The 26,652-nt window shown below is 65.7% G+C and carries 29 protein-coding genes; 10 read left to right on the top strand and 19 right to left on the bottom strand.

What is annotated here, in order from left to right:
- Positions 1-91: 91 nt before the first annotated feature.
- The 3 genes from trmD to rpsP all read right to left on the bottom strand — a co-directional run bounded on the left by trmD (position 92) and on the right by rpsP (position 1,831).
- Positions 92-862, bottom strand: coding sequence for a tRNA (guanosine(37)-N1)-methyltransferase TrmD (trmD, locus tag DELCS14_RS06360; RefSeq protein WP_013800929.1), 771 nt, complete (start codon positions 860-862; stop codon positions 92-94).
- 12 nt (positions 863-874) lie between these two features.
- A complete protein-coding gene (gene rimM, locus DELCS14_RS06355; protein ID WP_013800928.1) occupies positions 875-1,444 on the bottom strand; it encodes a ribosome maturation factor RimM in 570 nt (189 codons plus the stop codon).
- A gap of 132 nt (positions 1,445-1,576) precedes the next feature.
- On the bottom strand, positions 1,577-1,831 hold the full coding sequence (gene rpsP, locus DELCS14_RS06350; protein ID WP_012207143.1) for a 30S ribosomal protein S16: 255 nt from the start codon (positions 1,829-1,831) through the stop codon (positions 1,577-1,579).
- Between the two features lie 146 nt (positions 1,832-1,977).
- Here rpsP and DELCS14_RS06345 point away from each other — a divergent pair, with 146 nt between their 5' ends.
- Entirely contained in the window at positions 1,978-2,502 is a 525-nt protein-coding gene (locus DELCS14_RS06345) for a GNAT family N-acetyltransferase (RefSeq protein WP_013800927.1), read from the top strand.
- A gap of 7 nt (positions 2,503-2,509) precedes the next feature.
- Positions 2,510-3,016 carry an NINE protein gene (locus tag DELCS14_RS06340; RefSeq protein ID WP_012207145.1) on the top strand — a complete coding sequence of 169 codons (507 nt, stop codon included), beginning with the start codon at positions 2,510-2,512 and terminating at the stop codon, positions 3,014-3,016.
- A gap of 94 nt (positions 3,017-3,110) precedes the next feature.
- On the opposite strand, the gene DELCS14_RS06335 is transcribed toward DELCS14_RS06340, so the two are convergent.
- From DELCS14_RS06335 to DELCS14_RS06305, 7 genes are all read right to left on the bottom strand, one after another.
- Positions 3,111-4,121: an inorganic phosphate transporter gene (locus DELCS14_RS06335; protein WP_012207146.1), complete on the bottom strand. Its 1,011-nt coding sequence runs from the start codon at positions 4,119-4,121 to the stop codon at positions 3,111-3,113.
- 22 nt (positions 4,122-4,143) lie between these two features.
- Positions 4,144-4,791: a DUF47 domain-containing protein gene (locus DELCS14_RS06330; RefSeq protein ID WP_013800926.1), complete on the bottom strand. Its 648-nt coding sequence runs from the start codon at positions 4,789-4,791 to the stop codon at positions 4,144-4,146.
- Between the two features lie 142 nt (positions 4,792-4,933).
- Positions 4,934-5,296, bottom strand: coding sequence for a DMT family protein (locus DELCS14_RS06325; RefSeq protein ID WP_012207148.1), 363 nt, complete (start codon positions 5,294-5,296; stop codon positions 4,934-4,936).
- A gap of 252 nt (positions 5,297-5,548) precedes the next feature.
- Complete coding sequence (locus DELCS14_RS06320; protein ID WP_012207149.1) at positions 5,549-6,295, bottom strand: ABC transporter ATP-binding protein; 747 nt, start codon at positions 6,293-6,295, stop codon at positions 5,549-5,551.
- A gap of 3 nt (positions 6,296-6,298) precedes the next feature.
- The gene (locus tag DELCS14_RS06315) at positions 6,299-7,093 is read right to left on the bottom strand and encodes an ABC transporter ATP-binding protein (RefSeq protein WP_013800925.1); all 795 of its coding nucleotides are present in this window, start codon (positions 7,091-7,093) and stop codon (positions 6,299-6,301) included.
- A 17-nt stretch (positions 7,094-7,110) separates the two neighbouring features.
- Positions 7,111-8,190 (bottom strand): ABC transporter ATP-binding protein, encoded by a 1,080-nt coding sequence (locus DELCS14_RS06310; protein ID WP_013800924.1) that lies wholly within the window; start codon positions 8,188-8,190, stop codon positions 7,111-7,113.
- 10 nt (positions 8,191-8,200) lie between these two features.
- Positions 8,201-9,130, bottom strand: coding sequence for a branched-chain amino acid ABC transporter permease (locus DELCS14_RS06305; RefSeq protein WP_012207152.1), 930 nt, complete (start codon positions 9,128-9,130; stop codon positions 8,201-8,203).
- 305 nt (positions 9,131-9,435) lie between these two features.
- Here DELCS14_RS06305 and DELCS14_RS06300 point away from each other — a divergent pair, with 305 nt between their 5' ends.
- Positions 9,436-9,783, top strand: a complete 348-nt coding sequence (locus DELCS14_RS06300; RefSeq protein WP_013800923.1) for a GFA family protein — start codon at positions 9,436-9,438, stop codon at positions 9,781-9,783.
- Between the two features lie 8 nt (positions 9,784-9,791).
- Here DELCS14_RS06300 and DELCS14_RS06295 read toward each other — a convergent pair whose 3' ends face one another.
- Both DELCS14_RS06295 and DELCS14_RS06290 read right to left on the bottom strand, forming a co-directional pair.
- The gene (locus DELCS14_RS06295) at positions 9,792-10,397 is read right to left on the bottom strand and encodes a 2-hydroxychromene-2-carboxylate isomerase (protein ID WP_013800922.1); all 606 of its coding nucleotides are present in this window, start codon (positions 10,395-10,397) and stop codon (positions 9,792-9,794) included.
- An 80-nt stretch (positions 10,398-10,477) separates the two neighbouring features.
- On the bottom strand, positions 10,478-11,206 hold the full coding sequence (locus DELCS14_RS06290; protein WP_013800921.1) for an SDR family oxidoreductase: 729 nt from the start codon (positions 11,204-11,206) through the stop codon (positions 10,478-10,480).
- A 90-nt stretch (positions 11,207-11,296) separates the two neighbouring features.
- Here DELCS14_RS06290 and DELCS14_RS06285 point away from each other — a divergent pair, with 90 nt between their 5' ends.
- Entirely contained in the window at positions 11,297-11,746 is a 450-nt protein-coding gene (locus tag DELCS14_RS06285; protein ID WP_013800920.1) for a helix-turn-helix domain-containing protein, read from the top strand.
- Between the two features lie 32 nt (positions 11,747-11,778).
- Here the strand turns inward: DELCS14_RS06285 and DELCS14_RS06280 are convergent, their stop codons facing one another.
- The gene (locus DELCS14_RS06280) at positions 11,779-13,083 is read right to left on the bottom strand and encodes a replication-associated recombination protein A (protein WP_012207157.1); all 1,305 of its coding nucleotides are present in this window, start codon (positions 13,081-13,083) and stop codon (positions 11,779-11,781) included.
- A gap of 442 nt (positions 13,084-13,525) precedes the next feature.
- Here DELCS14_RS06280 and brnQ point away from each other — a divergent pair, with 442 nt between their 5' ends.
- Positions 13,526-14,839, top strand: coding sequence for a branched-chain amino acid transport system II carrier protein (gene brnQ, locus DELCS14_RS06275; protein WP_013800919.1), 1,314 nt, complete (start codon positions 13,526-13,528; stop codon positions 14,837-14,839).
- Here the strand turns inward: brnQ and DELCS14_RS06270 are convergent.
- The 3 genes from DELCS14_RS06270 to DELCS14_RS06260 all read right to left on the bottom strand — a co-directional run bounded on the left by DELCS14_RS06270 (position 14,826) and on the right by DELCS14_RS06260 (position 19,550).
- Positions 14,826-16,352, bottom strand: coding sequence for a methyl-accepting chemotaxis protein (locus DELCS14_RS06270; RefSeq protein ID WP_013800918.1), 1,527 nt, complete (start codon positions 16,350-16,352; stop codon positions 14,826-14,828). The genes brnQ and DELCS14_RS06270 overlap by 14 nt on opposite strands.
- A gap of 169 nt (positions 16,353-16,521) precedes the next feature.
- Complete coding sequence (gene lolA / locus DELCS14_RS06265) at positions 16,522-17,157, bottom strand: outer membrane lipoprotein chaperone LolA (RefSeq protein WP_013800917.1); 636 nt, start codon at positions 17,155-17,157, stop codon at positions 16,522-16,524.
- 29 nt (positions 17,158-17,186) lie between these two features.
- Positions 17,187-19,550, bottom strand: coding sequence for a DNA translocase FtsK (locus DELCS14_RS06260; protein ID WP_043795743.1), 2,364 nt, complete (start codon positions 19,548-19,550; stop codon positions 17,187-17,189).
- A 261-nt stretch (positions 19,551-19,811) separates the two neighbouring features.
- On the opposite strand from DELCS14_RS06260, the gene trxB reads away from it, so the two are divergent.
- The 3 genes from trxB to rpmG all read left to right on the top strand — a co-directional run bounded on the left by trxB (position 19,812) and on the right by rpmG (position 21,457).
- Entirely contained in the window at positions 19,812-20,765 is a 954-nt protein-coding gene (gene trxB, locus DELCS14_RS06255) for a thioredoxin-disulfide reductase (protein ID WP_013800915.1), read from the top strand.
- A 267-nt stretch (positions 20,766-21,032) separates the two neighbouring features.
- Positions 21,033-21,266: a 50S ribosomal protein L28 gene (rpmB, locus tag DELCS14_RS06250; RefSeq protein ID WP_012207163.1), complete on the top strand. Its 234-nt coding sequence runs from the start codon at positions 21,033-21,035 to the stop codon at positions 21,264-21,266.
- 20 nt (positions 21,267-21,286) lie between these two features.
- Positions 21,287-21,457 (top strand): 50S ribosomal protein L33, encoded by a 171-nt coding sequence (rpmG, locus tag DELCS14_RS06245; protein ID WP_012207164.1) that lies wholly within the window; start codon positions 21,287-21,289, stop codon positions 21,455-21,457.
- A 120-nt stretch (positions 21,458-21,577) separates the two neighbouring features.
- Here the strand turns inward: rpmG and DELCS14_RS06240 are convergent, their stop codons facing one another.
- Entirely contained in the window at positions 21,578-23,062 is a 1,485-nt protein-coding gene (locus tag DELCS14_RS06240; RefSeq protein WP_013800914.1) for a PLP-dependent aminotransferase family protein, read from the bottom strand.
- A gap of 212 nt (positions 23,063-23,274) precedes the next feature.
- Between DELCS14_RS06240 and DELCS14_RS06235 the strand changes: the two genes are divergently transcribed.
- Positions 23,275-23,643 (top strand): hypothetical protein, encoded by a 369-nt coding sequence (locus DELCS14_RS06235; RefSeq protein WP_013800913.1) that lies wholly within the window; start codon positions 23,275-23,277, stop codon positions 23,641-23,643.
- Here the strand turns inward: DELCS14_RS06235 and DELCS14_RS06230 are convergent.
- Both DELCS14_RS06230 and DELCS14_RS06225 read right to left on the bottom strand, forming a co-directional pair.
- Complete coding sequence (locus DELCS14_RS06230; protein WP_013800912.1) at positions 23,618-24,841, bottom strand: fatty acid desaturase; 1,224 nt, start codon at positions 24,839-24,841, stop codon at positions 23,618-23,620. The two genes, DELCS14_RS06235 and DELCS14_RS06230, sit on opposite strands and share 26 nt — an antisense overlap.
- A gap of 115 nt (positions 24,842-24,956) precedes the next feature.
- A complete protein-coding gene (locus DELCS14_RS06225) occupies positions 24,957-26,285 on the bottom strand; it encodes an RsmB/NOP family class I SAM-dependent RNA methyltransferase (RefSeq protein ID WP_013800911.1) in 1,329 nt (442 codons plus the stop codon).
- Positions 26,286-26,377: 92 nt separating this feature from the next.
- On the opposite strand from DELCS14_RS06225, the gene DELCS14_RS06220 reads away from it, so the two are divergent.
- Positions 26,378-26,650: a DUF1653 domain-containing protein gene (locus tag DELCS14_RS06220; RefSeq protein WP_013800910.1), complete on the top strand. Its 273-nt coding sequence runs from the start codon at positions 26,378-26,380 to the stop codon at positions 26,648-26,650.
- Positions 26,651-26,652: the final 2 nt, after the last annotated feature.

Below are 26,652 nucleotides of genomic sequence, written 5' to 3'. Positions count from 1 at the left end.
TTGTCCGCGCCAGGATTGGCAAGCGCCGGGATTGGCGCCATGGCTGCTTTGTTCGTAGCAGCGGCCGGATAGAGGATCGAAGAATCGCGGATTATAGCCCGGAGACGTTTTTTGCCAAAAACCCCTCGTCCTTGGCGTTGAGCAGGCCCTGGACGCGCGCCTGCTCTATCAGCTCGGGCCGGTGCCTGGCCGTGATGGACAGGCGCTGGTCACGGCGCCAGCGCTCGATCTGCGCGTGGTGGCCGGACAACAGTGGCGCCGGCACTTCCCGCCCTTCCCAGACTTCGGGGCGGGTGTAGTGCGGGCAATCGAGCAGGCCGTCGAGCGCCGGATTGAAGCTGTCCTGCTGGAAACTGCCTTCGTCATTGAGCACGCCGGGCTGCAGCCGCGCGACGGCATCCAGCAGGGCCATGGCAGCGATCTCGCCGCCAGACAGCACGAAGTCGCCCAGGCTCAACTGGTGCGTGACATGGGTATCGATGAAGCGCTGGTCCAGGCCCTCGTAGCGGCCGCACAGCAAGATTGCGCCCTGCCCCTGCGCCCAGTCGGCCACCACGGCATGGCGCAGCGTGGTGCCGATCGGCGAGAACAGCACCACGGGAGCCGGCCCGGGCTCGCCGGCCTCGCGGCGCGCCTGCCGGGCCGCCTCCAGGCAGCGCTGCAGCGGCTCGGCCATCATCACCATGCCCGGACCGCCGCCAAAGGGGCGATCGTCCACGCGCCGGTAGTTGCCCTGGGCATGGTCGCGCGGATTCCACAGGTGCACGCCGACCTGGCCCGAGGCATAGGCACGGCGCGTGACGCCGCTTTCAAGAAACGGCGTGAACAGCTCAGGGAACAGCGTGATGATGTCGAAGCGCATGGAGGTCGGCGATCAATAGTCGGGCTGCCAGTCGGCAACGATGGTCTTGCCCGGCAGATCCACCTTGTCCACATAGGCATCGACAAAGGGAATCATGCGCTCGCGCTCCTTGCCATCCTCTTCATAGGCCAGCACCAGCACGGTCTGCGGGCCGGTGGACAGCAGGTCGCGGACGACGCCCAGGGCCACGCCCTCGCGGTTGACCACGGACAGGCCCAGCAGATCGACCCAGTAATACTCGCCATCTTCGGGCTGCGGGAAATCGCTGCGCGCCACGAAGATGCGCGCGCCACGCAGGGCCTCGGCGGTATTGCGGTCGTTCACGACAGGCGATGTGGCGACGACGGAATCGGAGTGGACGCGCGCCTGCTTGACCGGCAGCAGCACCGTACCGGTGAACTGCCGCGCACCCTTCTCGGGGGGCTGCAGATACCACTGCTTTGCGGTGAACAGGGCCTCGGGGTCGGCACTGAAGGCGGCCACCTTGAACCAGCCCTTGATGCCCCAGGCATCGGCGATGCGCCCGACCTCCACGGCATCGGCGGGCAGGACGCTGGCTTCGAGTTCAGGCATGTGGCTCATGGCAGTCGGTAGGCAGTAGATGGACAGTCAATGCAGATCGTTGCAGATCCCTGCAAGGCGATCCAGAGGGGAAAACAAAAAAGGGCTCCGTCAGACAAGCCAACGGAACCCGATTTCAGAAGGGATGCTGAATTAGGCAGCAGTCTTCTGGGTGGCCTGCTTGATCAGGCGCTCTGCGGTCTCGGAAGCCTGCGCGCCAACGCCCTTCCAGTAGTTCACGCGGTCCAGAGCAACGCGCAGACCCTCTTCGCCGCCACGGGCGTTGGGGTTGTAGAAGCCCAGGCGTTCGATGAACGAACCATCGCGACGCACGCGCTTGTCGGCGGCAACGATGTTGTAGAACGGACGGGCCTTGGAACCGCCGCGAGAGAGTCGAATGACGACCATGATTTTCCTTCGGGTGGGCGCAGCCACCACACAATTAACTAGACAATGAATGGCTGCACATGTTTTGCGGCGTTTGAGACACGCGACATGGCCACCCGGCCAGCGACACGCCGTAAAACCAGCGATTATATCCAACTTCCCTTTCCATGCCTACCATTCGCTCAAGCCTGGACGGCGATCTCGCCGCCATCACCTCCATTTACCGCCACCACGTGCTGCACGGCACGGGCACGTTCGAGACCGATCCCCCTGCCGAATCGGACATGGCCACGCGCCGCGCGGACGTGCTGGCCAAGGGCCTGCCCTATCTGGTCGCCGTGGACGAACAGGGCCAGGTGCTGGGCTTTGCCTACGCCAACTGGTTCAAGCCGCGCCCGGCCTATCGCTTCTCCGCCGAGGATTCCATCTACGTGCATGACGCGGCGCGCGGCCAGGGCGTGGGCCGCCTGCTGCTCGATGCGCTGTCGCGCGAATGCGAGGCGGCCGGCGTGCGCAAGCTGCTGGCGGTGATCGGTGACTCGGCCAATGCCGGCTCCATCGGCGTGCACCGCGCCGCGGGCTTCACCCCGGCGGGCACGCTGAGCTCCATGGGATGGAAGTTCGGCCGCTGGCTGGACATCGTTCTCATGGAGAAGACCCTGGGAGACGGCAACCGCAGTTCGCCCGAATAATGGGCGCATGAACCGACCCAGCACGCCTTTGCCTCAGCCCGCTCAAGCACAGCAGGGGGCTGCGCGCTCCAAAAGCAAGACCCTGACGACCTGGCTGGCCTTCGTCGGCGGGCCGCTGGGGCTGCACCGCTTCTATCTGCATGGCTTCGGCGACTGGCTGGGCTGGCTGCTGCCCGTGCCCACGGCGCTGGGCGTGTACGGCATCGAGCGCGTCCAGCAACTGGGGCAGGACGACCAGCTCAGCTGGCTGCTGATTCCGCTGCTGGGCTTCACCATCGCCGGCTGCGCGCTGCGCGCCATCCTCTACGGGCTGACCGACACCGAAGCCTGGAACCGGCGCCACAACCCCGGCATTGACGTGCAGGCGCAGGCCGGGCGCACGGGCTGGTCAACCATCTTTGCCATTGCGCTGTCCCTGATGCTGGGCGCCGCCGTGCTCATGGCCAGCATTGCCTACAGCTTCCAGCACTACTTCGAGCACCAGGTGGAGGAAGCGCGCAAGATTTCGCAGTGAAGTTTTCGCTGTGGTGCGCCAGCGCGTGCCTCCACCCAAAAAGAAAGACCGCCAATGGCGGTCTTTCTTTTTGGGTGGAGGCACTTGCCTTGGCTCAGTACAGCTGGAGACTGATCCAGTAGGCAATGGAAGCCACGAAGGCGCTGGCAGGGATCGTCAGCACCCAGGCCCAGACGATGTTGCCCGCCACGCCCCAGCGCACGGCGCTGGCGCGCTGGGTGGAGCCCACGCCGACGATGGCGCCCGTGATGGTGTGCGTGGTCGAGACCGGCACGCCCAGGAAGGTCGCGAAGAACAGCGTCAGCGCGCCGCCGCTTTCTGCGCAGAAGCCTCCCACGGGCTTGAGCTTGGTGATCTTCTGGCCCATGGTCTTGACGATGCGCCATCCGCCGAACATGGTGCCCAGGCCGATGGCCAGGTAGCAGCTGACGATGGTCCACAGCGGCGGCTCCGCGTCGCCGGCATTGGCATAGCCGGTGGCGATCAGCAGCAGCCAGATGATGCCGATGGTCTTTTGCGCATCATTGCCGCCGTGGCCCAGGCTGTAGGCGCCGGCGGAGACCAGCTGCAGCCGGCGGAACCAGCGGTCCACCCGGTTGGGAGCGGCGCGGCGGCAGATCCAGGCCACCAGCACCATCATCAGCGAGCCCAGCAGGTAGCCCAGCAGCGGCGAGACGAAGATGAAGGCCACGGTCTTCCAGATGCCGCTGGCGATCAGTGCGCCCGCGCCAGCCTTGGCGATCACGGCGCCCACGATGCCGCCGATCAGCGCATGCGAGGAGCTGCTGGGGATGCCGTAGTGCCAGGTGATCACGTTCCAGGCAATGGCGCCGACCAGGGCGCCGAAGACCACGTGCGTGTCCACGATGCCGGGCTGGACGATCCCCTTGCCCACGGTGGCCGCCACGCTGAGGTGAAAGACAAAGACCGCCACCACGTTGAAGAAGGCCGCGAAGGCCACGGCCTGCGTGGGCTTGAGCACGCCCGTGGAGACCACGGTGGCGATCGAGTTGGCAGCATCGTGGAAGCCGTTCATGAAGTCGAACAGCAAGGCCAGCACCACCAGCAGGATCACGACCCACAGGGCCGCTTGTACGGATTCCATAACGAAACGACTCCGCGAGGGCTCAGGAATTCTCGAGGACGATGCCCTCGATCAGGTTGGCCACGTCCTCGCAGCGGTCGGTCACCGTCTCCAGCAGCTCGTAGATGGCCTTGAGCTTGATGACTTCGCGCACATCGGGCTCTTCGCGGAACAGCTTGCTCATGGCCGAGCGCATCACGCGGTCGGCGTCCGATTCGAGGCGGTCGATTTCCTCGCAGGTCTTCATCGCCGCGTCCACCACCGATGGATCGGAGATGCGCGACAGCAGCTTGACCGCATCGCGCAGCCGCTCGCAGCAGCGCACGCACAGGTCGGTCAGGCGCGTGATCTCATCCGTCATGTGGCGCACGTCGTACAGCGCCATGGTCTCGGCCGAGTCCTGGATCAGGTCGGCCACGTCGTCCATGGTGTTGATCAGCGAGTGGATCTGCTCGCGGTCCAGCGGCGTGATGAAGGTCTTGTGCAGCGCCTTGGTGACGTCATGCGTCACGCGGTCGGCGGCACGCTCGGCGTTGTTCACGTCCTCGTTGTACTTCTCGCGAAGATGAGGATCGTTGTAGTTGGCGACAAGCTGCGAGAAGGCATGCGCGGCATCGACGATGCGGTCGGCATGCTGGTTGAACATCTCGAAGAAATTGCCTTCGCGTGGCAATAGTTTGCCAAAAAGCATGAATGCTCCTTACCGGGAAAAGTGGGAACCAGGCGACTCACTGCGTCACATTGCGGATGCTTGGCATGGCTTCCCGGCTTGAACGGGGCGAAGTGTACTCTTGAGTCCCAAGCGCGTTTTTGCGCGCCGGCGCGCCGCCTTGTCAGCCGCTGCGAAAAATAAAATACACCGCGCCCACCATGCACAGGCCGGCCCAGAGGAAGTCCCATTTGAGGGGCTGGTTCAGGTAGAGCACGGCAAAAGGCGCGAACACCGACAGCGTGATCACCTCCTGGATGATCTTGAGCTGCGCCACGCTGAACTGCGTGTGGCCTATGCGGTTGGCGGGCACCTGCAGCAGGTACTCGAACAGCGCAATGCCCCAGCTGACAAGGGCTGCCACGTACCAGGGCGACGAGGCGTGGTTCTTCAGGTGCCCATACCAGGCAAACGTCATGAAGACATTGCTCATGGCCAGCAGGACCACGGTCTGCAGCCCGACGGGGATGTGTTGGAGCCAGTTCATGTGAGGTGCGCCCGGGTGCTGGAAGGCCTGAATTATCGCGCCCGCAGCGCCAGAAGCCGGTTTTTCGATTACTTTCCAAAAATTGCTTTTTTGCGCGAATTTTCTTGAAAAACCTGCTTCATCGCACAGATACGCAACATCCCGCATCGATGGGCATTCGATGAATCTTCATCAAATCGTCATATTTTTGCCATATCCCGTCGATGGCACGGGACATTCCAGCAACCTCTGCGCAGGCGGCTGCCCCGGAGTTCACTCGCCCAGGTAGGCGGCCCGCACGCGCGGATCGCTGAGCAGGGTCTGGCCTGGCCCGGTCATGGTGATCAGGCCGGACTCCATCACATAGCCGCGATCGGCCAGCGCCAGCGCACGGCTGGCGTTCTGCTCGACCAGCACCAGCGTCACGCCCAACGCATGCACATCGCGCACCACCTCGAAGATCTTGTCCACCATGATGGGCGACAGGCCCATGGAGGGCTCGTCCAGCAGCAGCACCTTGGGCTGGCTCATCAGCGCGCGCGCCATGGCCAGCATCTGCTGCTCGCCACCCGACATGGTGCCGGCCAGCTGGTCGCGGCGCTCCTTCAGGCGCGGGAAGATGCCGAACATGCGCTCGATGTCGGCGGCAATGCCGGCCTTGTCGTTGCGCGTGTAGGCGCCCATGAGCAGGTTCTCGGTGATGGTCATGCGCGCGAACACGCCGCGCCCCTCCGGCACCATGACCAGGCCCTGGGCCACCAGATCCCAGGCGCCCACGTTGCGGATGCTGCGGCCCAGGTAGTGCACGTCGCCATCCGCCATCTGCAGGCTGCGCGTGACGGCCTTCATGGTCGTGGTCTTGCCCGCACCGTTGGAGCCGATCAGCGAGACCAGCTCGCCCTGGCGGACCTCGAAGTCCACGCCCTTGACGGCCTGTATGCCCCCATAGGCCACCTTCAGTCCCTGGACCTTCAACAGCACCGGCGCGGACACGCCCTTGTCTTGCACTTGCTCACCCATGGTTCAGTGTCCTCCGGTGCCCAGATAGGCTTCGATCACCTTGTCGTTCTTCTGCACCTCGGCCGGCGTGCCTTCGGCGATGGGCTTGCCGTAGTCCAGCACGGTGACGCGATCGCACAGGCCCATGACCAGCTTCACGTCGTGTTCGATCAGCAAGATGGTGCGCTGGTCCCGGCGGATGCGGTCGATCAGCTCGCGCAGCTGCACTTTCTCGGTGGCGTTCATGCCGGCGGCAGGCTCGTCCAGCGCGATCAGTTGCGGGTCGGTGGCCAGCGCCCGCGCGATCTCCAGGCGGCGCTGGTCGCCGTAGCTCAGCGTGCGGGCCTTGAAGTCGGCGTATTTGGAAATCCCCACGTAGTCCAGCAGTTCGCGGGCCCGCTCGCGTATCGCGGCTTCCTCGGCCTTGAAGCCTGGCGTGCGGAACACCGCGCCGATCAGGCCCGAATGCGTGCGCACATGGCGCCCGACCATCACGTTCTCCAGCGCCGTCATCTCGGCAAACAGCCGGATGTTCTGGAAGGTGCGCGCAATGCCGGCCTTGGCCACCTTGTGCACGGCCGAGGGCTCGTAGGCCTTGCCGGCCAGCTCGAAGCTGCCGCTGTCGGGCGTGTACAGGCCCGTGATCACGTTGAAGAAAGTGGTCTTGCCCGCGCCGTTGGGGCCGATCAGGCCGTAGACCTGGCCCCGGCCAATGGTCATGCCCACATCGGACAGGGCCTGCAGTCCGCCAAAGCGCTTGGAAATGCCCGAAACCCTGAGCACCGGGGAGGTGGAGCCGTTGTCTGCCGTGTTCGCCATCTGCGTTGTCTCCATGCTCAGGACTGGTGCGGCAGGTTCTTGCCATGCTCGGGCGACGGCCACAGGCCACGCGGACGCATCAGCATGATGACGATCATGGCCAGCGCGATCAGCAACTGGCGCAGGATGGAGGCGTCAAGCCGCCCATCGGTCATCTGCTGCAAGGGACCGGCCACATAGCGCAGCACCTCGGGCAGGGCCGACAGCAGCACCGCCCCCAGGATCACGCCCGGCAGATGGCCCAGGCCGCCGAGCACCACCATGGCCACGATCATGATGGACTCCATGAGGCTGAACGACTCGGGCGAGACGAAGCCCTGGAAGGCCGCGAACATGGCGCCCGAGACACCACCGAAGGAAGCGCCCATGCCGAAGGCCAGCAGCTTCATGTTGCGCGTGTTGATGCCCATGGCCTTGGCGGCGATCTCGTCCTCGCGGATGGCCATCCAGGCGCGGCCGATGCGCGAGTCCTGCAGGCGCCAGCAGATCACGATGCTGACGAGCACCAGGAAGAGGAACAGGTAGTAGTACAGCGTGACCGAGCTGATGTCGTAGCCGAAGATCTCCTGGCGCTTGGCCAGGTCCAGGCCCAGAATCTTCACCGAGTCGATCTGGCCTATGCCCTTGGGCCCGTTGGTGATGTTGACCGGCTGGTCCAGGTTGTTCATGAAGATGCGGATGATCTCGCCGAAGCCCAGCGTGACGATGGCCAGGTAGTCCCCGCGCAGCTTGAGCACCGGGATGCCCAGCAGTATTCCCGTGATGCCCGCCAGCAGCGCCGCCAGCGGTATCACCAGCCAGATGGAGGTATGCAGCCCATCAGGGAACATGGCGGCAAAGCCCTCGAAGGTCTCCGCCAGATGCGGCGAGGCCATCAGCGCGAACATGTAGGCGCCCACGGCATAGAACGCCACGTAGCCCAGGTCCAGCAGGCCTGCATAGCCCACCACCACGTTCAGGCCCAGTGCCAGCAGCACATAGAGCAGGGCCAGGTCGGCGATGCGCACCCAGGCATTGCCGAAGTACTGCAGCACCAGCGGCAGCACCATCAGCGCCAGGCCGCCCAGAATCCATTGCACGGTCTTCTTGCTGTTCATGCGGGTCTCCTCAGGCGCGGTCGGCCACACGCTCACCCAGCAGGCCCGAGGGGCGCAGCGTCAGGATGATGATGAGCACGATGAAGGCGAAGATGTCGGTGTAGTGGCTGCCCAATACGCCGCCCGTGAGGTCGCCGATGTAGCCCGAGCCTATGGACTCGATCAGCCCCAGCAGCATGGCGCCGACCACGGCGCCGGCCAGGTTGCCGATGCCGCCGAACACGGCCGCCGTGAAGGCCTTGAGCCCCGGCAGAAAGCCCATGGTGTGGTGGGCCGTGCCGTAGTTGGAGGCGTACATGATGCCCGCGATGGCCGCCAGCACGGCGCCGATGATGAAGGTGGCCGAGATCACCACGTCGGGCTTGACGCCCATCAATGCCGCCACGCGCGGATTCTCGGCTGTGGCCCGCATGGCGCGCCCGAGCTTGGTGTAGTTGACCAGATAGGTCAGCGATGCCAGCGCGATCGCCGTGACCACCAGCACCAGGATCTGGGTGGGCGTGATCACCGCCGTGCCGATCTCGAAGGGCGTGCTCGGCAGCAGCGTGGGATAGGCCTTGTAGTTGGGCTTCCAGATGATCATGGCCAGCGTCTGCAGCAGCAGCGAGACGCCGATGGCCGTGATCAGCGGCGCCAGGCGCGGGCTGCTGCGCAGGCGGCGGTAGGCCACTTTCTCGATCACGAAATTCAGTGCCGCGGCCACCACGCAGGCGATCACGGTCGCCAGCAGCAGGATCAGCCAGCCCGGCGCACCGGGCATGGCCTCCTGCATCAGGCCTATGCAGCTCCAGCTGGTCAGCGCGCCGACCATGAGCACCTCGCCATGGGCGAAGTTGATGAGCTGGATGATGCCGTACACCATGGTGTAGCCCAGGGCGATCAGGGCGTACATGCTGCCCAGGACCAATCCGTTGATGACCTGCTGAAGCAGTATGTCCATATGCGCTCTCCCCTTTAGTCCAGGATGGAGACATTCAGCGTGCCTCGCATCCAAACGAACGGAGCCAGCAATGCCATGGTGGTGGAAGCTCTCCCGCCGCATCCTGGCTTGTGGCCCGGAAACCGCAGGGGATTGGCGATTCTAGGCACCCCCCGGTGGCCTGCAACGCCTTGTTGCAGGGGGGTTTCCCGAGGCTTTACAAGCCACGTGCTCTTATGTAGCACTGCAGCAATTTGCCGTAGCCAGCATGAACTCCTACCATCAACGGCAGTGCCGCCAGCCCGAGGTGGCCACGGAGAACCCCGATGAAATACCACGGCAGCTGCCACTGCGGCGGCATCGCTTTCGATGTGGAAGGCGAACTCACCCAGGCCATGGCCTGCAACTGCTCCATCTGCGCGCGCAAGGGCGCGCTCATGTGGTTCGTTCCCAGGGAACAGCTGCAGCTGCAGACGCCCGATGAACAGATGCGGACCTACACCTTCAACCGGCACCTGATCCAGCACCGCTTCTGCCCGACCTGCGGCATCCATCCGTTCGGCGAGGCCATCGATCCCCAGGGCCGGCACATGGCGGCCGTCAACGTGCGCTGCCTGGAAGGCGTGGACCCCGAGGCACTGCGCATCACGCGCTACGACGGGCGATCGGCCTGAGGCTGGCTTCAGGCCCGCAGCGCTTGTTCCTCCACGTCGCGCAGGCGGTCCTTGCCGAAGTAGATCTCGTCGCCAACAAAAAAGGTGGGCGATCCGAAAGCGCCACGGTGGAAGGCCTGCTCGGTATTTGCCAGCAGCCGGGCCTTGACTTCGGGCGTCTGGCTTGCGGCGATCAGGGCTGGGCCGTCCAGGCCCGCCCCGGACAGCTCGGTGCCGATCACCTGGGCATCGTCCATCTTGCAGCCCTTCTCCCACATGCTGGAGAACACCGCATCCACATAACGCTCGAAGCAGCCCAGGCCCTGCGCCGCCACGGCCCCGCGCATGATTTGCAGGGTGTTGACGGGAAAGTGCGGATTCATCCGGAAGCGCGTGAGCCCATGCCGTTGCACGAAGCGCTGCAGTTCCAGCGCCTCATAGGCGCGCTTGTTGGGAATGTCGGCATTCGCCTCGGCCGGTGAGCGGTTGTTGGCCAGCTTGAACAGGCCGCCCAGCAGGACCGGCACATAGTCGAAGCGGATGCCGCTGCGCGCCTCGATTGCGGGGATGACCTGGTGGCAGAGATAGGCGTTGGGGCTGCCGAAGTCGAAGAGGAATTGCACGTTGGGGTTCATGGCACGGCCTGCATCAAATGGGATGGAACATCGAAGCGAAGGGGCTGAAGCGGCTGAAGGGACGCAAATGGCTGAAGGGCCTACCAGGACTCCATCCAGGGGCGGATTTCGGTTTCATGCGTCCAGGCATCGCGCGGCTGCTGGTGCAGTTGCCAGTAGAGGTCGGCGATGTGGTCGGGATTGAGGATGCCGTCCTGCTGCTTGAGGGCATAGCGCTCGGGAAAGTTGCTCCGGATGAACTCCGTGTCGATGGCGCCGTCGATCACGGGGTGGGCCACATGGATGCCCTTGGGCCAGAGCTCGCGCGCCATGCTCTGGGCCAGCGCACGCAGGCCGTGCTTGGCGCCGGCAAACGCAGCAAAGCCCTCGCGCCCGCGCAGGCTGGCGGTGGCGCCCGTGAAGATGATGGTGCCCCGGCCGCGCGGCAGCATCACCCTGGCCGCCTCCCGCCCCATCAGGAAGCCGGCGAAGCAGGCCATCTCCCAGACCTTGAAGTAGACGCGCGCCGTGGTCTCGGTGATGCCGAAGCGCACGTTGGCGCCGATGTTGAAGACGGCGACCTCGATGGGTGCGATCTCGGCCTCGATCTTCTGCACCAGGGCCACCATTTCCTCTTCCTTGCGCGCGTCGCTGCCAAAACCATGTGCCTGCCCGCCGGCGGCGCGGATCTGTTCGACCAGGGGCTGGAGCTTGTCCGCGTCGCGGCGCGTGACGCAGGCGATATAGCCTTCGCGCGCAAAACGCCGGGCGATGGCGCCGCCCGTGGCGTCGCCAGCGCCGATCACGAGAATGGCTTTCTTGTCGGTCATGGGATCTCCGTGGATGATTGGTCAGTTCATTTTTTGAACTAAAAGCACGGTAGGTTTAAAATCAGAACCCGTCAAGCGGGGAACTGCCCAATGAAATGGAACGAACTGGAAGAGGAGCGCTGCTCCATCGCACGCACGGTCTCGGTCATCGGCGACCGCTGGACACTGCTGGTGCTGCGCGACTGCTTTCTGGGCGTACGCCGTTTTGATGAATTCCTGGGGCGCCTGGGCATTTCACGCCCCATGCTGTCGGACAGGCTGGCCAGGCTGGTCGAGGCAGGCGTGCTCAATAAAGTGGCCTACCAGGAGGCGCCGGTACGGCACGAGTACCGCCTCACGCCCAAGGGGCTGGACCTGCATCCCGTGGTCATGGCCATCGTGCACTGGGGTGATGTACACATGTCCGGCGAGGAAGGCCGGCCCTTGCTGCACCGGCATACGGTGTGCGGCCACACGTTCGACCCCCTGGTCGTCTGCTCGGAGTGCCACGCCCCCCTGCACGCGCGCGACGTGGCGGTGGAGCCCGGCCCGGGCGCCTAGCCCCGGCACCGGCCTGCCCTCAGCGGCTTCGGCTATGCGCCGCCAGCCTCTTCGTCCCACTTGCGCAGCACGGCCAGCTTCTCGCCGATCTTGATCTCCAGGCCCCGCGGCACGGGCTGGTACCAGCCCGGCTCCGCAATGCCTTCGGGCAGATAGGTCTCGCCGGCCGCGTAGGCGTTGGGCTCATCGTGCGCGTAGCGGTATTCATGGCCGTAGCCCAGCTCCTTCATGAGCTTGGTGGGCGCGTTGCGCAGGTGCACGGGCACCTCGCGGCTCCTGTCCTGCTTCACGAAGGCCCGGGCCTTGTTGTAGGCGTTGTAGCCGGCGTTGCTCTTGGCGGCCATGGCCAGGTAGATGACGGCCTGGCCCAGCGCCAGCTCGCCCTCGGGGCTGCCCAGGCGCTCATAGGTCAGGGCTGCGTCGTTGGCGATCTGCATGGCGCGCGGATCGGCCAGGCCGATATCCTCCCAGGCCATGCGCACAATGCGCCGCGACAGGTAGCGCGCATCGGCGCCACCATCGAGCATGCGCGTGAGCCAGTAGAGCGCCGCATCGGGATGGGAGCCGCGCACGGACTTGTGCAGGGCAGATATCTGGTCGTAGAAGTTGTCGCCGCCCTTGTCGAAGCGCCTGGCATTCAAGGTCAGCGCGTTCTGCACGAACTCGGCATCGATCCGCGTGACGCCCGCAGCGCCGGCCGCCGTCTGGCATTGCTCCAGCAGGTTCAGGAACCGCCGGGCATCGCCATCGGCATAGCCGACGATGGTGTCCCGCGCCAGGTCGTCGAACTCCAGGCCGCCCAGGGCCTTTTCCTGCGCCCGCAGCAGCAGTTGCCTGAGTTCATCGTCGGTCAGGGATTGCAGCACATAGACCTGCGCGCGCGACAGCAGGGCCGAGTTCACCTCGAAGGAAGGGTTCTCCGTGGTGGCGCCGATGAAGGTGACCAGCCCGCTTTCCGCATAGGGCAGCAGCGCATCCTGCTGGGACTTGTTGAAGCGGTGGATCTCGTCCACGAAGAGGATGGTGTGCCGGCCCATGGCCAGGTTCTGCTGCGCCTGCTCCATGGCCGCGCGGATGTCCTTGACCCCGGAGAACACCGCAGACAGCGCAATGAACTCGCACTTGAAGGCCGTGGCCGTGAGCCGGGCCAGCGTGGTCTTGCCCACGCCGGGCGGCCCCCAGAAGATCATGGAATGCGGCTTGCCTGACTGGAAGGCCAGGCGCAGCGGCTTGCCCTCGCCCAGCAGATGGGACTGGCCCACGACCTCGTCCAGGGTCTTGGGCCGCAGGGCTTCGGCCAGTGGTGCGGAGGGCTCCTGGGTGAACAGATCAGCCATGGGCCAGCTCCGTCGCAGGCAGCGCCGCGCAGAAGGCGTTCGGCAGCCCATGTGCCGGATTCACTGCCGAGGGGAACAGATGCAGTTGCAAAACCATGACGCCATTGTCCACGCCATGGCGGCAGCGGGTGCGCCAGCCCCTGATGCCTGTACCTGGCTGCGGGGGATGAAGCCATGGATCGCCAGCCGGGAGCCTGGCCATCGCCTGCAGGCATGTCACTCACATGACATGAATGGTTTGCATGCATCTCATCAAGAGCAATCACTGACATTTTTCACCCGCTTCGGGCCACCGCCCTAAAATGCTGCCCTTTGCGGAGCCGGCCGCGCGGCATGCGCGGCCATCGGGCCTGCGCCATTGCTGCCCCATCGCTCCGCGCCTCCCACCGTTTCCGGAACTGCCTGCCATGCGGCAAGGCGGGACCTTTTCATTTCTGCATCCATGCAAACACTCAAGACCCGGGACCTTATCGCCCTAGGCTTCATGACCTTTGCGCTGTTCCTCGGCGCGGGCAACATCATCTTTCCGCCCATGGTCGGCCAGGGCGCCGGCGAGCACGCGGCCGCGGCGGCCACGGGCTTTCTGCTCACGGGCGTGGGCCTGCCGTTGCTCACCGTGGTGGCGCTGGCGCGCGTGGGCGGCGGGCTCGATGCACTGACCTCGCCCGTGGGCCGCAAGGCCGGCATGGTGCTGGGCCTGCTGATCTATCTCATCCTCGGCCCGCTGTTTGCCACGCCGCGCACGGCCACCGTGTCGTTCGAGATGGGCTTTGCGCCCTTCGTGGGCCACAGCAGCACTGCGCTGTTCATCTACTCGGCGGTGTACTTTGTGCTGGTCATGGGCCTGTCCCTGTTCCCCGGCAAGCTGATCGACACCATCGGCAAGCTGATCACGCCCGTGCTGATCCTGGCCCTGGTGGTGCTGGGTGCCGCCGCCGTGCTGCTGCCGGCCGGTGCCGCCACCAGCGCCAGCGGCGACTACCTGGTCGCGCCCCTGACCGAAGGGTTTCTGGAGGGTTACCAGACCATGGACGCGCTGGGCGCCCTGGCCTTCGGCATCGTCATCGTCAACGCCATCCGGGACCGGGGCATCTCCCACACCGGGCTGCAGACGCGCTACGCCATCATCGCGGGCGTGATCGCGGCCGTGGGCCTGGGCCTGGTGTACCTGTCGCTGATCCATCTGGGCGCCACCAGCCAGTCCATCGCCCCGCAGGCGCAGACCGGCGTGCTCATCCTCACGCGCTATGTGGATCACACCTTCGGCCCCATCGGCAGCCTGCTGCTGGCCGTGGTGATTTCCCTGGCCTGCCTGACCACGGCCGTGGGCCTGGTCAGCGCCTGTGGCGCCTACTTCAGCGAGATGCTGCGCCTGCCCTACCGCGCGGTGGTGGTGGCCATTGGGCTGGCGTGCATCCTGGTGTCCAACCAGGGCCTGGCCCAGCTGATCGCCCTGTCCGGCCCCGTGCTGGTGGGCATTTATCCGCTGGCCATCGCCCTGGTGGTGTTGAGCCTGCTGTCAGGCCTGTGGCGCAATGCGCAGCGCGTGTTCGCGCCGGTGCTGGCCGTGGCGCTGGTGTTCGGCCTTGTCGATGCCGCCAAGGCGGCAGGCTGGCAGGACTGGCTGCCGGCCTTCCTGAACAGCCTGCCGGGCAACGGCATGGGCTGGGCCCTGCCCGTGGCAGCCACCCTGGTGCTGGCGGCGCTCCACGACCGGCTGCGCCCGGCCCCGGCCACCGCGTTCAGGCCGTCCTGAAACGCGCCATGAGTTCGACCAGCTGATGGGCCTGCTTGCGCAGGCTCTCGGCGGCCGAACTGGTCTGTTCCACCAGCGCGGCGTTCTGCTGGGTCCCCTCCTCGATGCGGACGATGGCGCTGTTGACGTGGCTCACGCCAGCGCTCTGTTCGCCGCTGGAGTGGCTGATGGCACCGATCATGCGCGAGACCTTGGCAATCACCTCCTGCACCGAGGCCATGGTCGCACCCGCGCTGTCCACCTCCTCGGCCCCCAGGGCCACGCGCTGGGCGTTGGCCTGGATCAGGTCACGGATTTCTCGCGCAGCGCCCGAGCTGCGCTGGGCCAGTGTGCGGACCTCGGCGGCGACCACGGCAAAGCCCCGGCCCTGTTCGCCGGCCCGCGCGGCCTCCACGGCCGCATTGAGCGCAAGAATATTGGTCTGGAACGCGATGCCGTCGATCACCTCGATGATGCTGACCACGCGCTCGGACGCATCCTGGATGCTGCGCATGGTGCCCACGACGGCCGAGATGGCATCACCACCGCGCGTGGCGATGTCGCTGGCGGACGAAGCCAGCAGGTTGGCCTTCTCTGCGTGATCGGCATTGCCGCGCACGGTGGAGTCGAGCTGGTCCATGGAAGAAGCCGTCATCTGCAGGGCCGATGCCTGCTGCTCGGTGCGCTGGGCCAGGTCGCTGTTGCCGGCCGCGATCTGCGAGCTGGCGGATGCCACCTGCTCCGCATTGCCGCGCACTTCCACGACGATGCTGCGCAACTGCTCCTGCATGGCGCCCAGCGCCCGCAGCAGCTGGCCCAGTTCGTCTGGCCCGCCGCTCGCTATGGCATTGGTCAGATGGCCCTGGGCCACCTTCTCGGCCAGCTGGACCGCGCTGCGCAGCGGTGCCACCACGGCACGGGTGATGAGCCAGCCAATGGCCACGCCGGCCACGGCCGCCACCAGCATCAGCACCAGGCTCAGCTCCGTGGCGTGCTTGCCGCTGCTGTAGGCATCGTCGGCCACCGCCTTGCTCTGCGCCGCAATGCCGGCCTTGAGCTGGGAAAGCAGCTCGGCCGGCTCGCGGTCCACGCCGCGCACGGCCATGTCGCCTACTGAGGGGTCGAAGCCCGTGGCCTCGAATTTGTCCAGCCCCACGCGGTAGCCCTCGGCCATCTTGCGGTGCTGCGCCACAAAGCCCTGGGCGATCTCGCGCAGGGAGGCATCGTCCACCAGGGCCAGCAAGGCGGCAGTCTTGTCCTGCACGGCGCGCTCATCGGCCAGAAAGCCCTTCCAGTGCTGCTCGCGCAGCGCGTTGTCCGAGCCGCGCAGCAGCACGTTCTTCCATTCCTGGACCTGGGTTTTGAAGTGGCCTTCCACCTCGGCGGCGAGGCGTTCCGCCGCCATGTGGCGCTGGACATCGCCGTGAAAGACGCCTAGGGATCGATGGGCCGACCAGAGTCCGAAGAATCCGGCAGCGAGGGTGAATAGCAGCGCCATGGCAATGGCGAGCGGCAACTTGCGACTGAGGTTCATAAAGGCATGCGAGAGCCGGCCAGCATGTCCTCGGAGGGACGTCGAAACAATCGCTGGCCGCAGGCCGCCATTGTCTCGACGATATTAGGCAAAACCATTACAAAACCTCACAAACTGCGCACCGCAGCCTGTGACCGGCCTGAAGGGTTGCCCCGCGCGGCAGCGCGGCTTACTGCTTGAGCACGTCGGCGCCCGCTGGCACCTTGAACTCGAAAGTGGAGGCTGGCAAGGACGCCTGGGTCTGCAGCTGGCTGAAGCGGATCAGCGAACGCTGGCCAAAGCTGTCCAGGATGTCCAGCGCCGAAAGCTGGCCATCGGCCGCAAAGCCCACGCGCACGCTCTTGAGCTGGCCGTTCTTGTCCTTGGGGCTGGCCTGGACCCATTGCAGGCCATCCTGCTCGGGCGCGGATTGCAGATCGAAGTCGGCGCTCAACGCCTTGAGATCGTTGGCCGACGCCAGGATGGCGGCCGGCGTGCTGCCCAGGGCCTGGGCCTGGGGGCGCTGCGTGACCTGGTTGAGGTCGGCGTCATAGAGCCACAGCGTCTTGCCGTCGGCGACGATGGTCTGCTCGAACGGCTTGGTGTAGACGAACCTGAACTTGCCGGGACGCTGGAATTCGAATTGGCCGCTGGAGTTCTTGGTGCGCGGCGGCTGGCCATCCTTGGACGGGGCCGTGACGGCCTGGGTGAATTCGGCGCGGCCGGCCTGGGAATTCTTCATGAAGGCTTCCAGGCTTTTGAGGCCATCGGCCCACGAGGCCGTCGCGCTTGCCGCGATCACAACTGCAGTCAACAGACGTTTCATTCTTTCTCCATGATTGCGGGGAAGCGGGCTCATTCCCCGGCGCGCGCGGGCACCAGCACTTCGCGCTGCCCGCTGGCCGTGAGACCGCTGACGAGGCCCGCCTTTTCCATATCTTCCAGCAGGCGCGCCGAGCGGTTGTAACCAATCCTGAGCTTGCGCTGCACATACGAGATGCTGGCCTTGCGGTCCTTGAGGACCACTTCCACGGCCTGGTCGTACATGGGGTCCTTCTCGCCATTGCCGCCGTCGCCGGACTCCGAGCCGAACTCGCTGTCGCCCTCGGCCGTGCCGCCTTCGAGCACGCCTTCGATGTAGTCGGCCTCGCCCTGCTCCTTGAGGTAGCCCACCACGCGGTGCACTTCCTCGTCCGACACGAAGGCGCCGTGCACGCGCACGGGCAGGCCCGTGCCGCTGGCCATGTAGAGCATGTCGCCCATGCCCAGCAGGGATTCGGCGCCCATCTGGTCAAGCACGGTGCGGCTGTCGATCTTGCTGCTGACCTGGAAGGCGATGCGTGTGGGGATGTTGGCCTTGATCAGGCCGGTGATCACGTCCACGCTGGGGCGCTGGGTGGCCAGGATCAGGTGGATGCCGGCCGCGCGGGCCTTCTGGGCCAGGCGCGCGATCAGCTCCTCGATCTTCTTGCCGACCACCATCATCAGGTCGGCCAGCTCGTCGATGACGATGACGATGTGCGGCAGGCGCTGCAGCGGCTCAGGCTCCTCGGGCGTGAGGCTGAAGGGGTTGGGAATGGATTCCTCGCGCGCCTTGGCCTCGTCGATCTTGGTGTTGTAGCCCGCCAGATTGCGCACGCCCAGCTTGCTCATGAGCTTGTAGCGGCGCTCCATCTCGGCCACGCACCAGTTCAGGCCATTGGCGGCCTGCTTCATGTCGGTGACCACGGGGCACAGCAGGTGAGGAATGCCTTCGTAGACCGACATTTCCAGCATCTTGGGGTCGATCATCAGCAGGCGCACATCGCGGGCCTCGGCCTTGTACAGCAGCGACAGGATCATGGCGTTGATCCCCACCGACTTGCCCGAACCCGTGGTGCCGGCCACCAGCACGTGCGGCATCTTGGCCAGATCAGCCACGACCGGATTGCCCACGATGTCCTTGCCCAGGCCCATGGTCAGCATGCTCTTGGCGTCGTGGTAGACCTGCGAGCCCAGCACCTCGGACAGGCGGATGGACTGGCGCTTGGCATTGGGCAGCTCCAGCGCCATGAAATTCTTGCCGGGAATCGTCTCGATCACGCGGATGGACACCAGGGACAGCGAGCGCGCCAGATCCTTGGCCAGGTTCACGATCTGCGAGCCCTTGACGCCCGTGGCCGGCTCGATCTCGTAGCGGGTGATCACGGGGCCGGGCATGGCGGCGACCACATGCACATCGACACCAAAGTCCTTGAGGCGCTTTTCGATCAGCCGGCTGGTCATCTCCAGCGTCTCGGGCGACACGCTTTCCTGGCGCTGCTGCGCCGCATCGAGCAGATCCACCTGGGGCAGCTTGCTGTCGGGCAGTTCGGAGAACAGGGGCTTCTGGCGCTCCTTGACCACGCGCACGCTGGGTATCGCAGCCTCCTGGAGCACAGGTTCGATGATCTGCACGGGCTGCGGGTGCTGCACGGCGCTTTCCGTGCGCTCTTCCTGCACCACTTCCTCGCGCTCGCGCGCAGCGCGGCGGCCTGCGGCTTCGTCCCGGGCCTTTTCACGGCGCGCAAAAAGAAAGAGCACCCAGCCGTCCAGGCGTGCGCCCATGGATTCGGCCAGATGGCCCCAGGAAAAGCGGAACACCATGGCCAGGCCGATCACGGCCACGCAGATGCCGATCAGGCCCGAGCCCATGAAGCCCAGCCACTGCAGGCTGTGGTACCCCAGCATGTAGCCGAAGACGCCGCCGGCCGGGCCGGGCAGCACGCTCTCGAAGCGGTACAGGCGCGTCCACTCCAGTGCGCAGCTCGCACCCAGCAGCAGCAGCAGCCCGCCCCAAAAGCGCAGGCGCCGGCGCCACAGGGGCGGCAGTGGCACACCGTCGCGCGGCACGCCGCCGCGCAGCCAGCGCGCAAAGGAAGACAGCCAGGTCTGCAGCGAGGCCAGCACCAGCCACCAGACCGACATGCCGAAACCGAAATAGCAGGCGTCGGCCAGCCAGGCTCCGACGCGGCCCATCCAGTTGGCGACCAGGCGCGCGTGTCCCGCCCCGGAGGTGGACCACGCTGGATCCTGGGGCGAGTAGCTGAGCATGGAGGCAAGCCAGAACACCAGGGCCAGCAGCCCCGCCAGCAGCAGCATTTCGTGGCCGAAGCGCGCCACCATGCCGGGGCGCGCCGCAGACCTGGATTTGCCCTTGGCGGATGTGGAAGCGTTCAGAGCGTTCAATGAGTAAGTCATACGCAGGCGGGAGCTTACCCCAGCCCCCTCGGACTGGCCGCAAAAACAGCCAGGGCGACCCGCAAGCGTAATGCAAGCACTTGCAACAGAGCATGACACCGCCGCATGACGGCGCCACGTCGATCATTTTTGACAATCCGGGCCATTGATCCATATGGCAACGGGAACCTGACTGCGGAGCGATACTCCACAGCTGTTCCCGATGTATCTTTTTTTCTGCACGCCGACTGCCGGCGTGCGCCTTTTTCAAGAACTGCATCCATGTCTTCTACCCAACACGCCAAAGTCCTGATCCTCGGCTCCGGCCCTGCCGGCTACACGGCCGCCATCTATGCCGCGCGCGCCAACCTCAACCCGCTGCTGGTGACCGGCATGGCCCAGGGCGGCCAGCTGATGACGACGACCGAGGTGGACAACTGGCCTGCAGACGTGAACGGAGTGCAGGGCCCCGAGCTGATGCAGCGTTTTCTGGAGCACGCAGAGCGCTTCAAGACCCAGGTGGTGTTCGACCACATCCACAGCGTCGATTTCTCCAAGCGCCCCTTCACGCTGACCGGCGACTCCGGCACCTATACCTGCGACAGCCTGATCATCGCCACCGGCGCCTCGGCCAAGTACCTGGGCCTGCCTTCCGAAGAGGCCTTCATGGGCCGCGGCGTCTCCGGCTGCGCCACCTGCGACGGTTTCTTCTACCGTGAGCAGCCCGTGTGCGTGGTCGGCGGCGGCAACACGGCCGTCGAGGAAGCCCTGTACCTGTCCAACATCGCCAGCAAGGTCACCCTGGTGCACCGCCGCGACAAGTTCAAGGCCGAGCCCATCCTCGTGGACAAGCTCATGGACAAGGTCCGGGCCGGCAAGATCGAGCTCAAGACCCACTTCGTGCTCGAAGAGGTGCTGGGCGACCAGTCCGGCGTGACCGGCATCCGCATCAAGAGCACCCAGGACGGCCATGCCGAGGACATCCAGCTGCAGGGCTGCTTCATCGCCATCGGCCATGCGCCCAACACCGAGATCTTCAAGGGCCACCTGGAGATGGACGAGACCGGCTACATCATCACCCAGGGCGGCCTCAAGGGCTTTGCCACGCAGACCAGCGTGCACGGCGTGTTCGCGGCCGGCGACGTGCAGGACCATGTCTACCGCCAGGCCATCACCAGCGCCGGCACGGGCTGCATGGCCGCGCTGGACGCCCAGCGCTTCCTCGAACAGGAATAAGCAGGACGCCACCCTGCCCGCCTTGCTCTCCCGCAGGGCGGCAAAAGCCCCTGGCTGCAGCCGTGTTTGGCTGGCCCAGGGGCTTTTCTCATGGAGACGCTATAATCCGTGGCTTTGCTGAATTTGAAGCGCGCCTTGCTTGCATGGCCAGGACACTTTCAGCATGGGGTTACCGCCACCCTTTATGGCGAGGTGAGGTTGCCGGCAAGCCATGCAGCAAATGCAGGGCATCAGCGTCGGCGGCTGTACAACTATCGGAGTGTCCTCATGGCACGCGTATGTGAAGTAACGGGCAAGAAGCCCATGGTGGGAAACAACGTTTCCCACGCCAACAACAAGACCAAGCGTCGTTTCCTGCCCAACCTGCAATACCGCCGTTTCTGGGTTGAGAGCGAAAACCGTTGGGTGCGCCTGCGCGTTTCCAGCGCTGCTCTGCGCCTGATCGACAAGAACGGTATCGACTCCGTGCTCGCAGACCTGCGTGCCCGTGGCCAAGCCTAAATCCCTCAAGGAGAAACACCATGGCTGCTAAAGGCGGACGCGAAAAGATCAAGCTGGAATCCACTGCAGGAACCGGCCACTTCTACACCACGACCAAGAACAAGAAGACAATGCCCGAGAAGATGGCGATCATGAAGTTTGATCCCAAGGCTCGCAAGCACGTCACGTACAAGGAAATCAAGCTGAAGTAATTCAGCCTGTTCCCGGTACCGACAAAAAACCGCCCGGCGCAAGCCCGGCGGTTTTTTTGCGTCCGCTTTGTGTTGGCTTTGTGCCCGCTTTGCGTCCGTTTTACGTCTGTTTTTCGCCTGTCACCCACCGCGCGCCGGCTGACCCAGCTGCGCACAGGCCATGGCACCCAGCTCGCGGCAGGCCTGCTCGATCACGGCATCCACCGGCAGGGTGCAGCCCAGGCGCATGCAGTGCTCGTAGCGCCCCGAGTTCGAGAACATGCTGCCCGGCGCCGTGCGGATGCCGCGCGCCAGCGCCTGCGTGAACAGCGCGGACGTGGACACGCCAGCCGGAAACTCCAGCCACAGGCTGAGCCCGCCGGGCGGCAGGCTCAGCCGCGTGCCCAGCGGGAAAAACCGCGCCACCAGCTGCGCCATGCCTTCACGCTGGCGCCGCAACTGCTGCTTGAGGCGCTGCAGATTGCGCAGATGTGCGGGCGAGCCCACGCAGGCGGCCGCCAGCAACTGGGCCAGGGTCTGGGTGCCCCGGCTGCGCGCGAACTTGAGCATCTGCACCCGCCCATGCCACTGGCCAGCGTTCATCCAGCCCTGGCGCAGGCCCGGCGCCATGCTCTTGTTGAAGGCCTCGCAATAGATGACATGGCCCGGCAGGCGATCCCAGGCCTTGATGGGGCGCACGGGCTGGCTGCTTTCCACGAACAGTCCATAGGAGTCGTCCTCGATCAATGCCACGCCGTGGGCGCCGCACAGATCGACCAGCCTGGCCTTGTGCTCATCGGGAATGCGTGTCCCCAGCGGCATCTGCAGCTCGGGCACGACCACCACGGCCTTCAGGCGCGGCTGGGTCTGCAGGGCCAGCTCCAGCGCCTCGATGGACAGGCCGGTGCGCGGGCTGCAGGGAATCTCCAGCGCCTGCATCTGCAAGGACTCCACCACCTGCAGCAGGCCGTAGTAGGTCGGCGACTCCACGGCCACCACATCCCCCGGCGAGGCCACAGCGGCCAGCGCCAGGCTCACGGCCTCGGAATTGCCCGTGGTCGCCAGCACATCGGCCGGTGCCACATGGATGCCCGCCGCCAGCGCGCGCCGCGCCATGGCGCGCTGGAAATCAGGGTGGCTGCCCATCATGGAGCGCCCCAGCACCAACAGGTCGGGCTGCTCTCGCAGCAGCCGGGCGGCGGTCTGGTTCAGGTAGCCGCGATCGAACAGTTCGGGCGGCGGCGTGGCACCGCCCAGGTCCACACGCACATCGGCCTGGCGGCCGCGCTCCAGCATCAGGGAAATGTGTTCATTGATGCCTGCGAAGTGCGGCTGCGGCAGCGGTTGCACCGGCTGGCTCAGGTCGGGCTCGCTGGCCGGGGCCAGGCCTGCAGGCCGGGCATCGCGCACAAAGTAGCCCACGCGCGGGCGGGCCTCGAGCTGGCCCAGGTCCTCCAGATGCCGCAGCGTCTGCAGCGCCGTGGACAGGCTGACCTCATGGCGGCGCATAAGCTCGCGCACAGAAGGCATGCGCTCGCCCGCCTTGAGCGTGCCCAGTTCCATGGCCAGGCTGTAGTCGGCCGCCAGGCGGCGGTACAGGGTCGGAGAGGCGCTAGCAAGGGTCATGGAGCAGATGGAGAACGAATCGGGGACGAGAGGACTTGCCCGCGATCTTGCCGCAAGGCGCTGTTACGCAACAGATACAGATCCATCGACCACAAAGCAGAACAGATCCATCGCCATCTGCACTGCTGCGATGCAACAAGCCGCGGGCTGTGCCTGTGCCGATGAGGGCCGCGTGCATACGCTTGAGGGCCTGGAATCACAGGACACAGACCATGCACAACGCCGACACCCGCTCTTTCGAACTGCGCCATCTTGCCCCCGGCAACGATCTTCACCTTCATGTGCCGGAGGGCAGTGAACTGTTCTGCCGCCACGGCCCGCTGGAAATCACCGCCCCGCAACAGGCCTGGGCGGATGGGGCGCCCGCGCCGGCCCTCAGGCTGCAGCCGGGCCAGGGCTGGCGCGCGAGCGCCGATCTGCAGATACGGGTCCGCTCCTTGTCCCAGGCCATGGCAAGCCTGGAACTGCGGCAGAGCCCCACAGCAAAAAGCCGCATCGCCTCCGAAGAGGGGATGCGGCCCCGGGCATGGTCGGTTGCCGGCTGGCTTCGCGGCCTCAGGCGTGGGCAGCGCGCAGCTTGACGGAAAACTCCTTGAGCGCGGCAATGCCGCTGGCCTCGGCGCGATGGCACCAGGCCTGCAGATGGGCCGTCAGTTGCTCGCGCGACAGCGAGGTGTTCAGCCACAGCTGGCGCAGCTCCTCGCGCATGACCAGCATCTGGTCGAGCACGGGGTGGGCTGCGCGCGCCTGGGCCAGTTGCCCCTGTGCCTGGGCGGGCACCTTGTCGGCATCGCGGTGCAGCCAGCGGCGCGCCGTCTTGAGCAGGGACAGGTCGGCCTGCCGGGCCTTGCGCTGCTTGAGCGCATCGAGCTCGATCTGCACGGCAGCGCGCACGCCGCGCGCATAGCGGGCCATGACCTCGTAGCGGTTGGCGATCACGGCCTCCAGCGTCTTTTCGTCGGCCACGGGCTTGACGGTGCCCATGACCAACCGAGGCGCCGTCTTCTTGACCTTGGCCCAGCCCAGCTTCTGCATGGCGCTGATGTAGACCCAGCCCACGTCGAACTCATAGCGCTTGACCGAGAACTTCGCCGAGGTCGGGTAGGTATGGTGGTTGTTGTGCAGTTCCTCGCCGCCAATGATCAGGCCCCAGGGCACGAGGTTGGTGCTGGCATCCTGGGCCTCGAAGTTGCGGTAGCCCCAGAAATGGCCAAGGCCGTTGACCACGCCGGCAGCCCAGAACGGAATCCAGGCCATCTGCACGGCCCAGATCGTCAATCCGATGGCGCCGAACAGCAGCACATTGATGATCAGCATCAGCGAAGGGCCCCAGATCGAATGCCGGCTGTAGAGATGGCGCTCGATCCAGTCGTCGGGCGTGCCGTGGCCGAACTTCCTGAGTGTCTCGGCGTTCGCCGCCTCTTCGCGGTACAGCTCCGCACCCTGGCGCATCACGGTGTCCAGGCCGCGTGTCTGCGGGCTGTGGGGGTCGTCCTCGGTTTCGCACTTGGCATGGTGCTTGCGGTGGATGGCCACCCACTCCTTGGTGACCATGCCCGTGCCCAGCCACAGCCAGAAACGGAAGAAGTGCGAAGGAACCGGCCCCAGGTCCAGCGAGCGGTGGGCCTGGCAGCGGTGCAGGAAGATGGTGACGCCCGCAATGGTGATGTGGGTGGTGACCAGGGCGTACAGCAGCAGCTGCCACCACGACAGCTGCCACAGGCCATGGGCCATCCAATCCACGGCGAGGTTCCAAACCGATCCGAAATCCAGCGACATAACCGAAGCCTTTGGCAAGGCGGCGCCCAGTGGCACCGATGCCTCAATTTTAGGCGATGCGCCTACAAAGGCATTCGGCAATCTCCTGCGATTTACAGCTTATTGCGTCTGCAAGTTACGGCTTCCGGGTCCAAACGGCGGCAAAAAAGCCATCCGTCTCATGGCGCTGCGGCCACAGGCGCAGGTACTGCGTGTCGGTCTCGCCGCCGCTGCACAGCGCATCGCCCTGCTCCACCTTGAGCTGGGCCAGCAGTTCTCCGGCATCCATGGCCACGAAGTCAGAGTGCTCCGCTGCAAAGGCCTCGGCGATGGCTTCGTTTTCCTGCGGCAGGACCGAACAGGTGGCATAGACCAGTCGCCCACCCGGCTTGACCAGGCGCGCTGCACTGGCCAGGATGGCCGCCTGCTTTTGCGTGAGCTCCTCGATGGCCTTGGCCGACTGGCGCCACTTGAGGTCGGGATTGCGGCGCAGCGTGCCCAGGCCCGAGCAGGGCGCATCGACCAGCACGCGGTCGATCTTTCCGGCCAGGCGCTTGACGCGGTCGTCGCGCTCATGGGCGATGGCCGCAGGGTGCACATTCGACAGGCCCGAGCGCGCCAGGCGCGGCTTCAGGGCTTCGAGCCGGTGGCCGGACACATCGAAGGCGTACAGGCGCCCCGTGCTTCGCATCGAAGCGCCAATGGCCAGGGTCTTGCCGCCTGCGCCGGCGCAGAAATCGACCACCATTTCGCCGCGCTTGGCGTCCAGCATCAGCGCCAGCAGCTGGGAGCCTTCATCCTGCACCTCGATAGCGCCGCGCGTGAAGGCGTCCAGCCGGGCCAGCGCGGGCTTGCCCTGCACGCGCAGGCCCCAGGGCGAGTACGGCGTGGCTTCGGCGGCGATGCCGGCATCGGCCAGTTCCTTTTGCACATCGGCGCGCTTGGCGTTCAGCGCATTGACGCGCAGATCCAGCGGTGCGGCCTGTTCCATGCTCTGAGCAAAGGCCCAGAAATCTTCACCCAGCTGCTGCTTGAGCGGCGCGACCAGCCACTCGGGCAAGTTGTGGCGGTGCGGCTCCATCAGCTCATCGGGGCGCACGGCATCGCATGCGTCCAGCCATTGCAGTTCCTGGGGGGACAGCGCTGCGCGCGCAAAGCCGAGCGCCTCCTTGACGCCCTGCTCGGACTTGCCGGCCACGCGGGCCAGGGCTTCCTGGCTATGGGCAAAGCCCAGGATGGCCAGCCTGCGCTCGCGCGAGCCGCTGCCAGAACGTGCCAGGCTCTCAAAAAGCAGCTTCTTGCGCAGCACGGTGTAGGCGGTTTCGGCCAGCGCGGCACGCTCGCGCGGGCCCAGGTTGCGGTTTTCACGGAAAAAGCGTGACACCACGGCGTCGGCCGGGTGTTCGAAAGTCAGGGTGCGCTTGACCAGTTCGGCGCAGGCGTCGAGAAGCTGTTTGGGATGCATGGGCGCAATTGTCCCACCGCCTTGCAAATCCGAGAGGGCCACAGGTCGGAACCCGCAGCAGCCCCCGGCTGGCGCAGCTACCATGGCGCCCCATGACCGACGACGACCTGCCTCCCCTGATCCCCACGCCCCCGGGCCTGTACCGCCACTACAAGGGCGCCCTCTACGAAGTGCTCGCCACCGTGCGCCACAGCGAGACGCGCGAGTCAATGACGCTGTACCGCGCGCTCTACGGCGAGCGCGGCCTGTGGGTGAGGCCTGCCGCCATGTTCAATGAAACCGTGGTCATCGACGGCGTGGAGCAGCCCCGCTTTGCACGCTGCCCCGAAGTGGAGCAGCAGGCCTTTCAGAGCGAAGGCCTGTGAGC

The organism is Delftia sp. Cs1-4 (assembly GCF_000214395.1).
GTDB lineage: Bacteria > Pseudomonadota > Gammaproteobacteria > Burkholderiales > Burkholderiaceae_C > Comamonas > Comamonas acidovorans.
The sequence above is the reverse complement of the archived record's forward strand: the minus strand, read 5'-3'. Positions and strand labels throughout refer to the sequence as shown.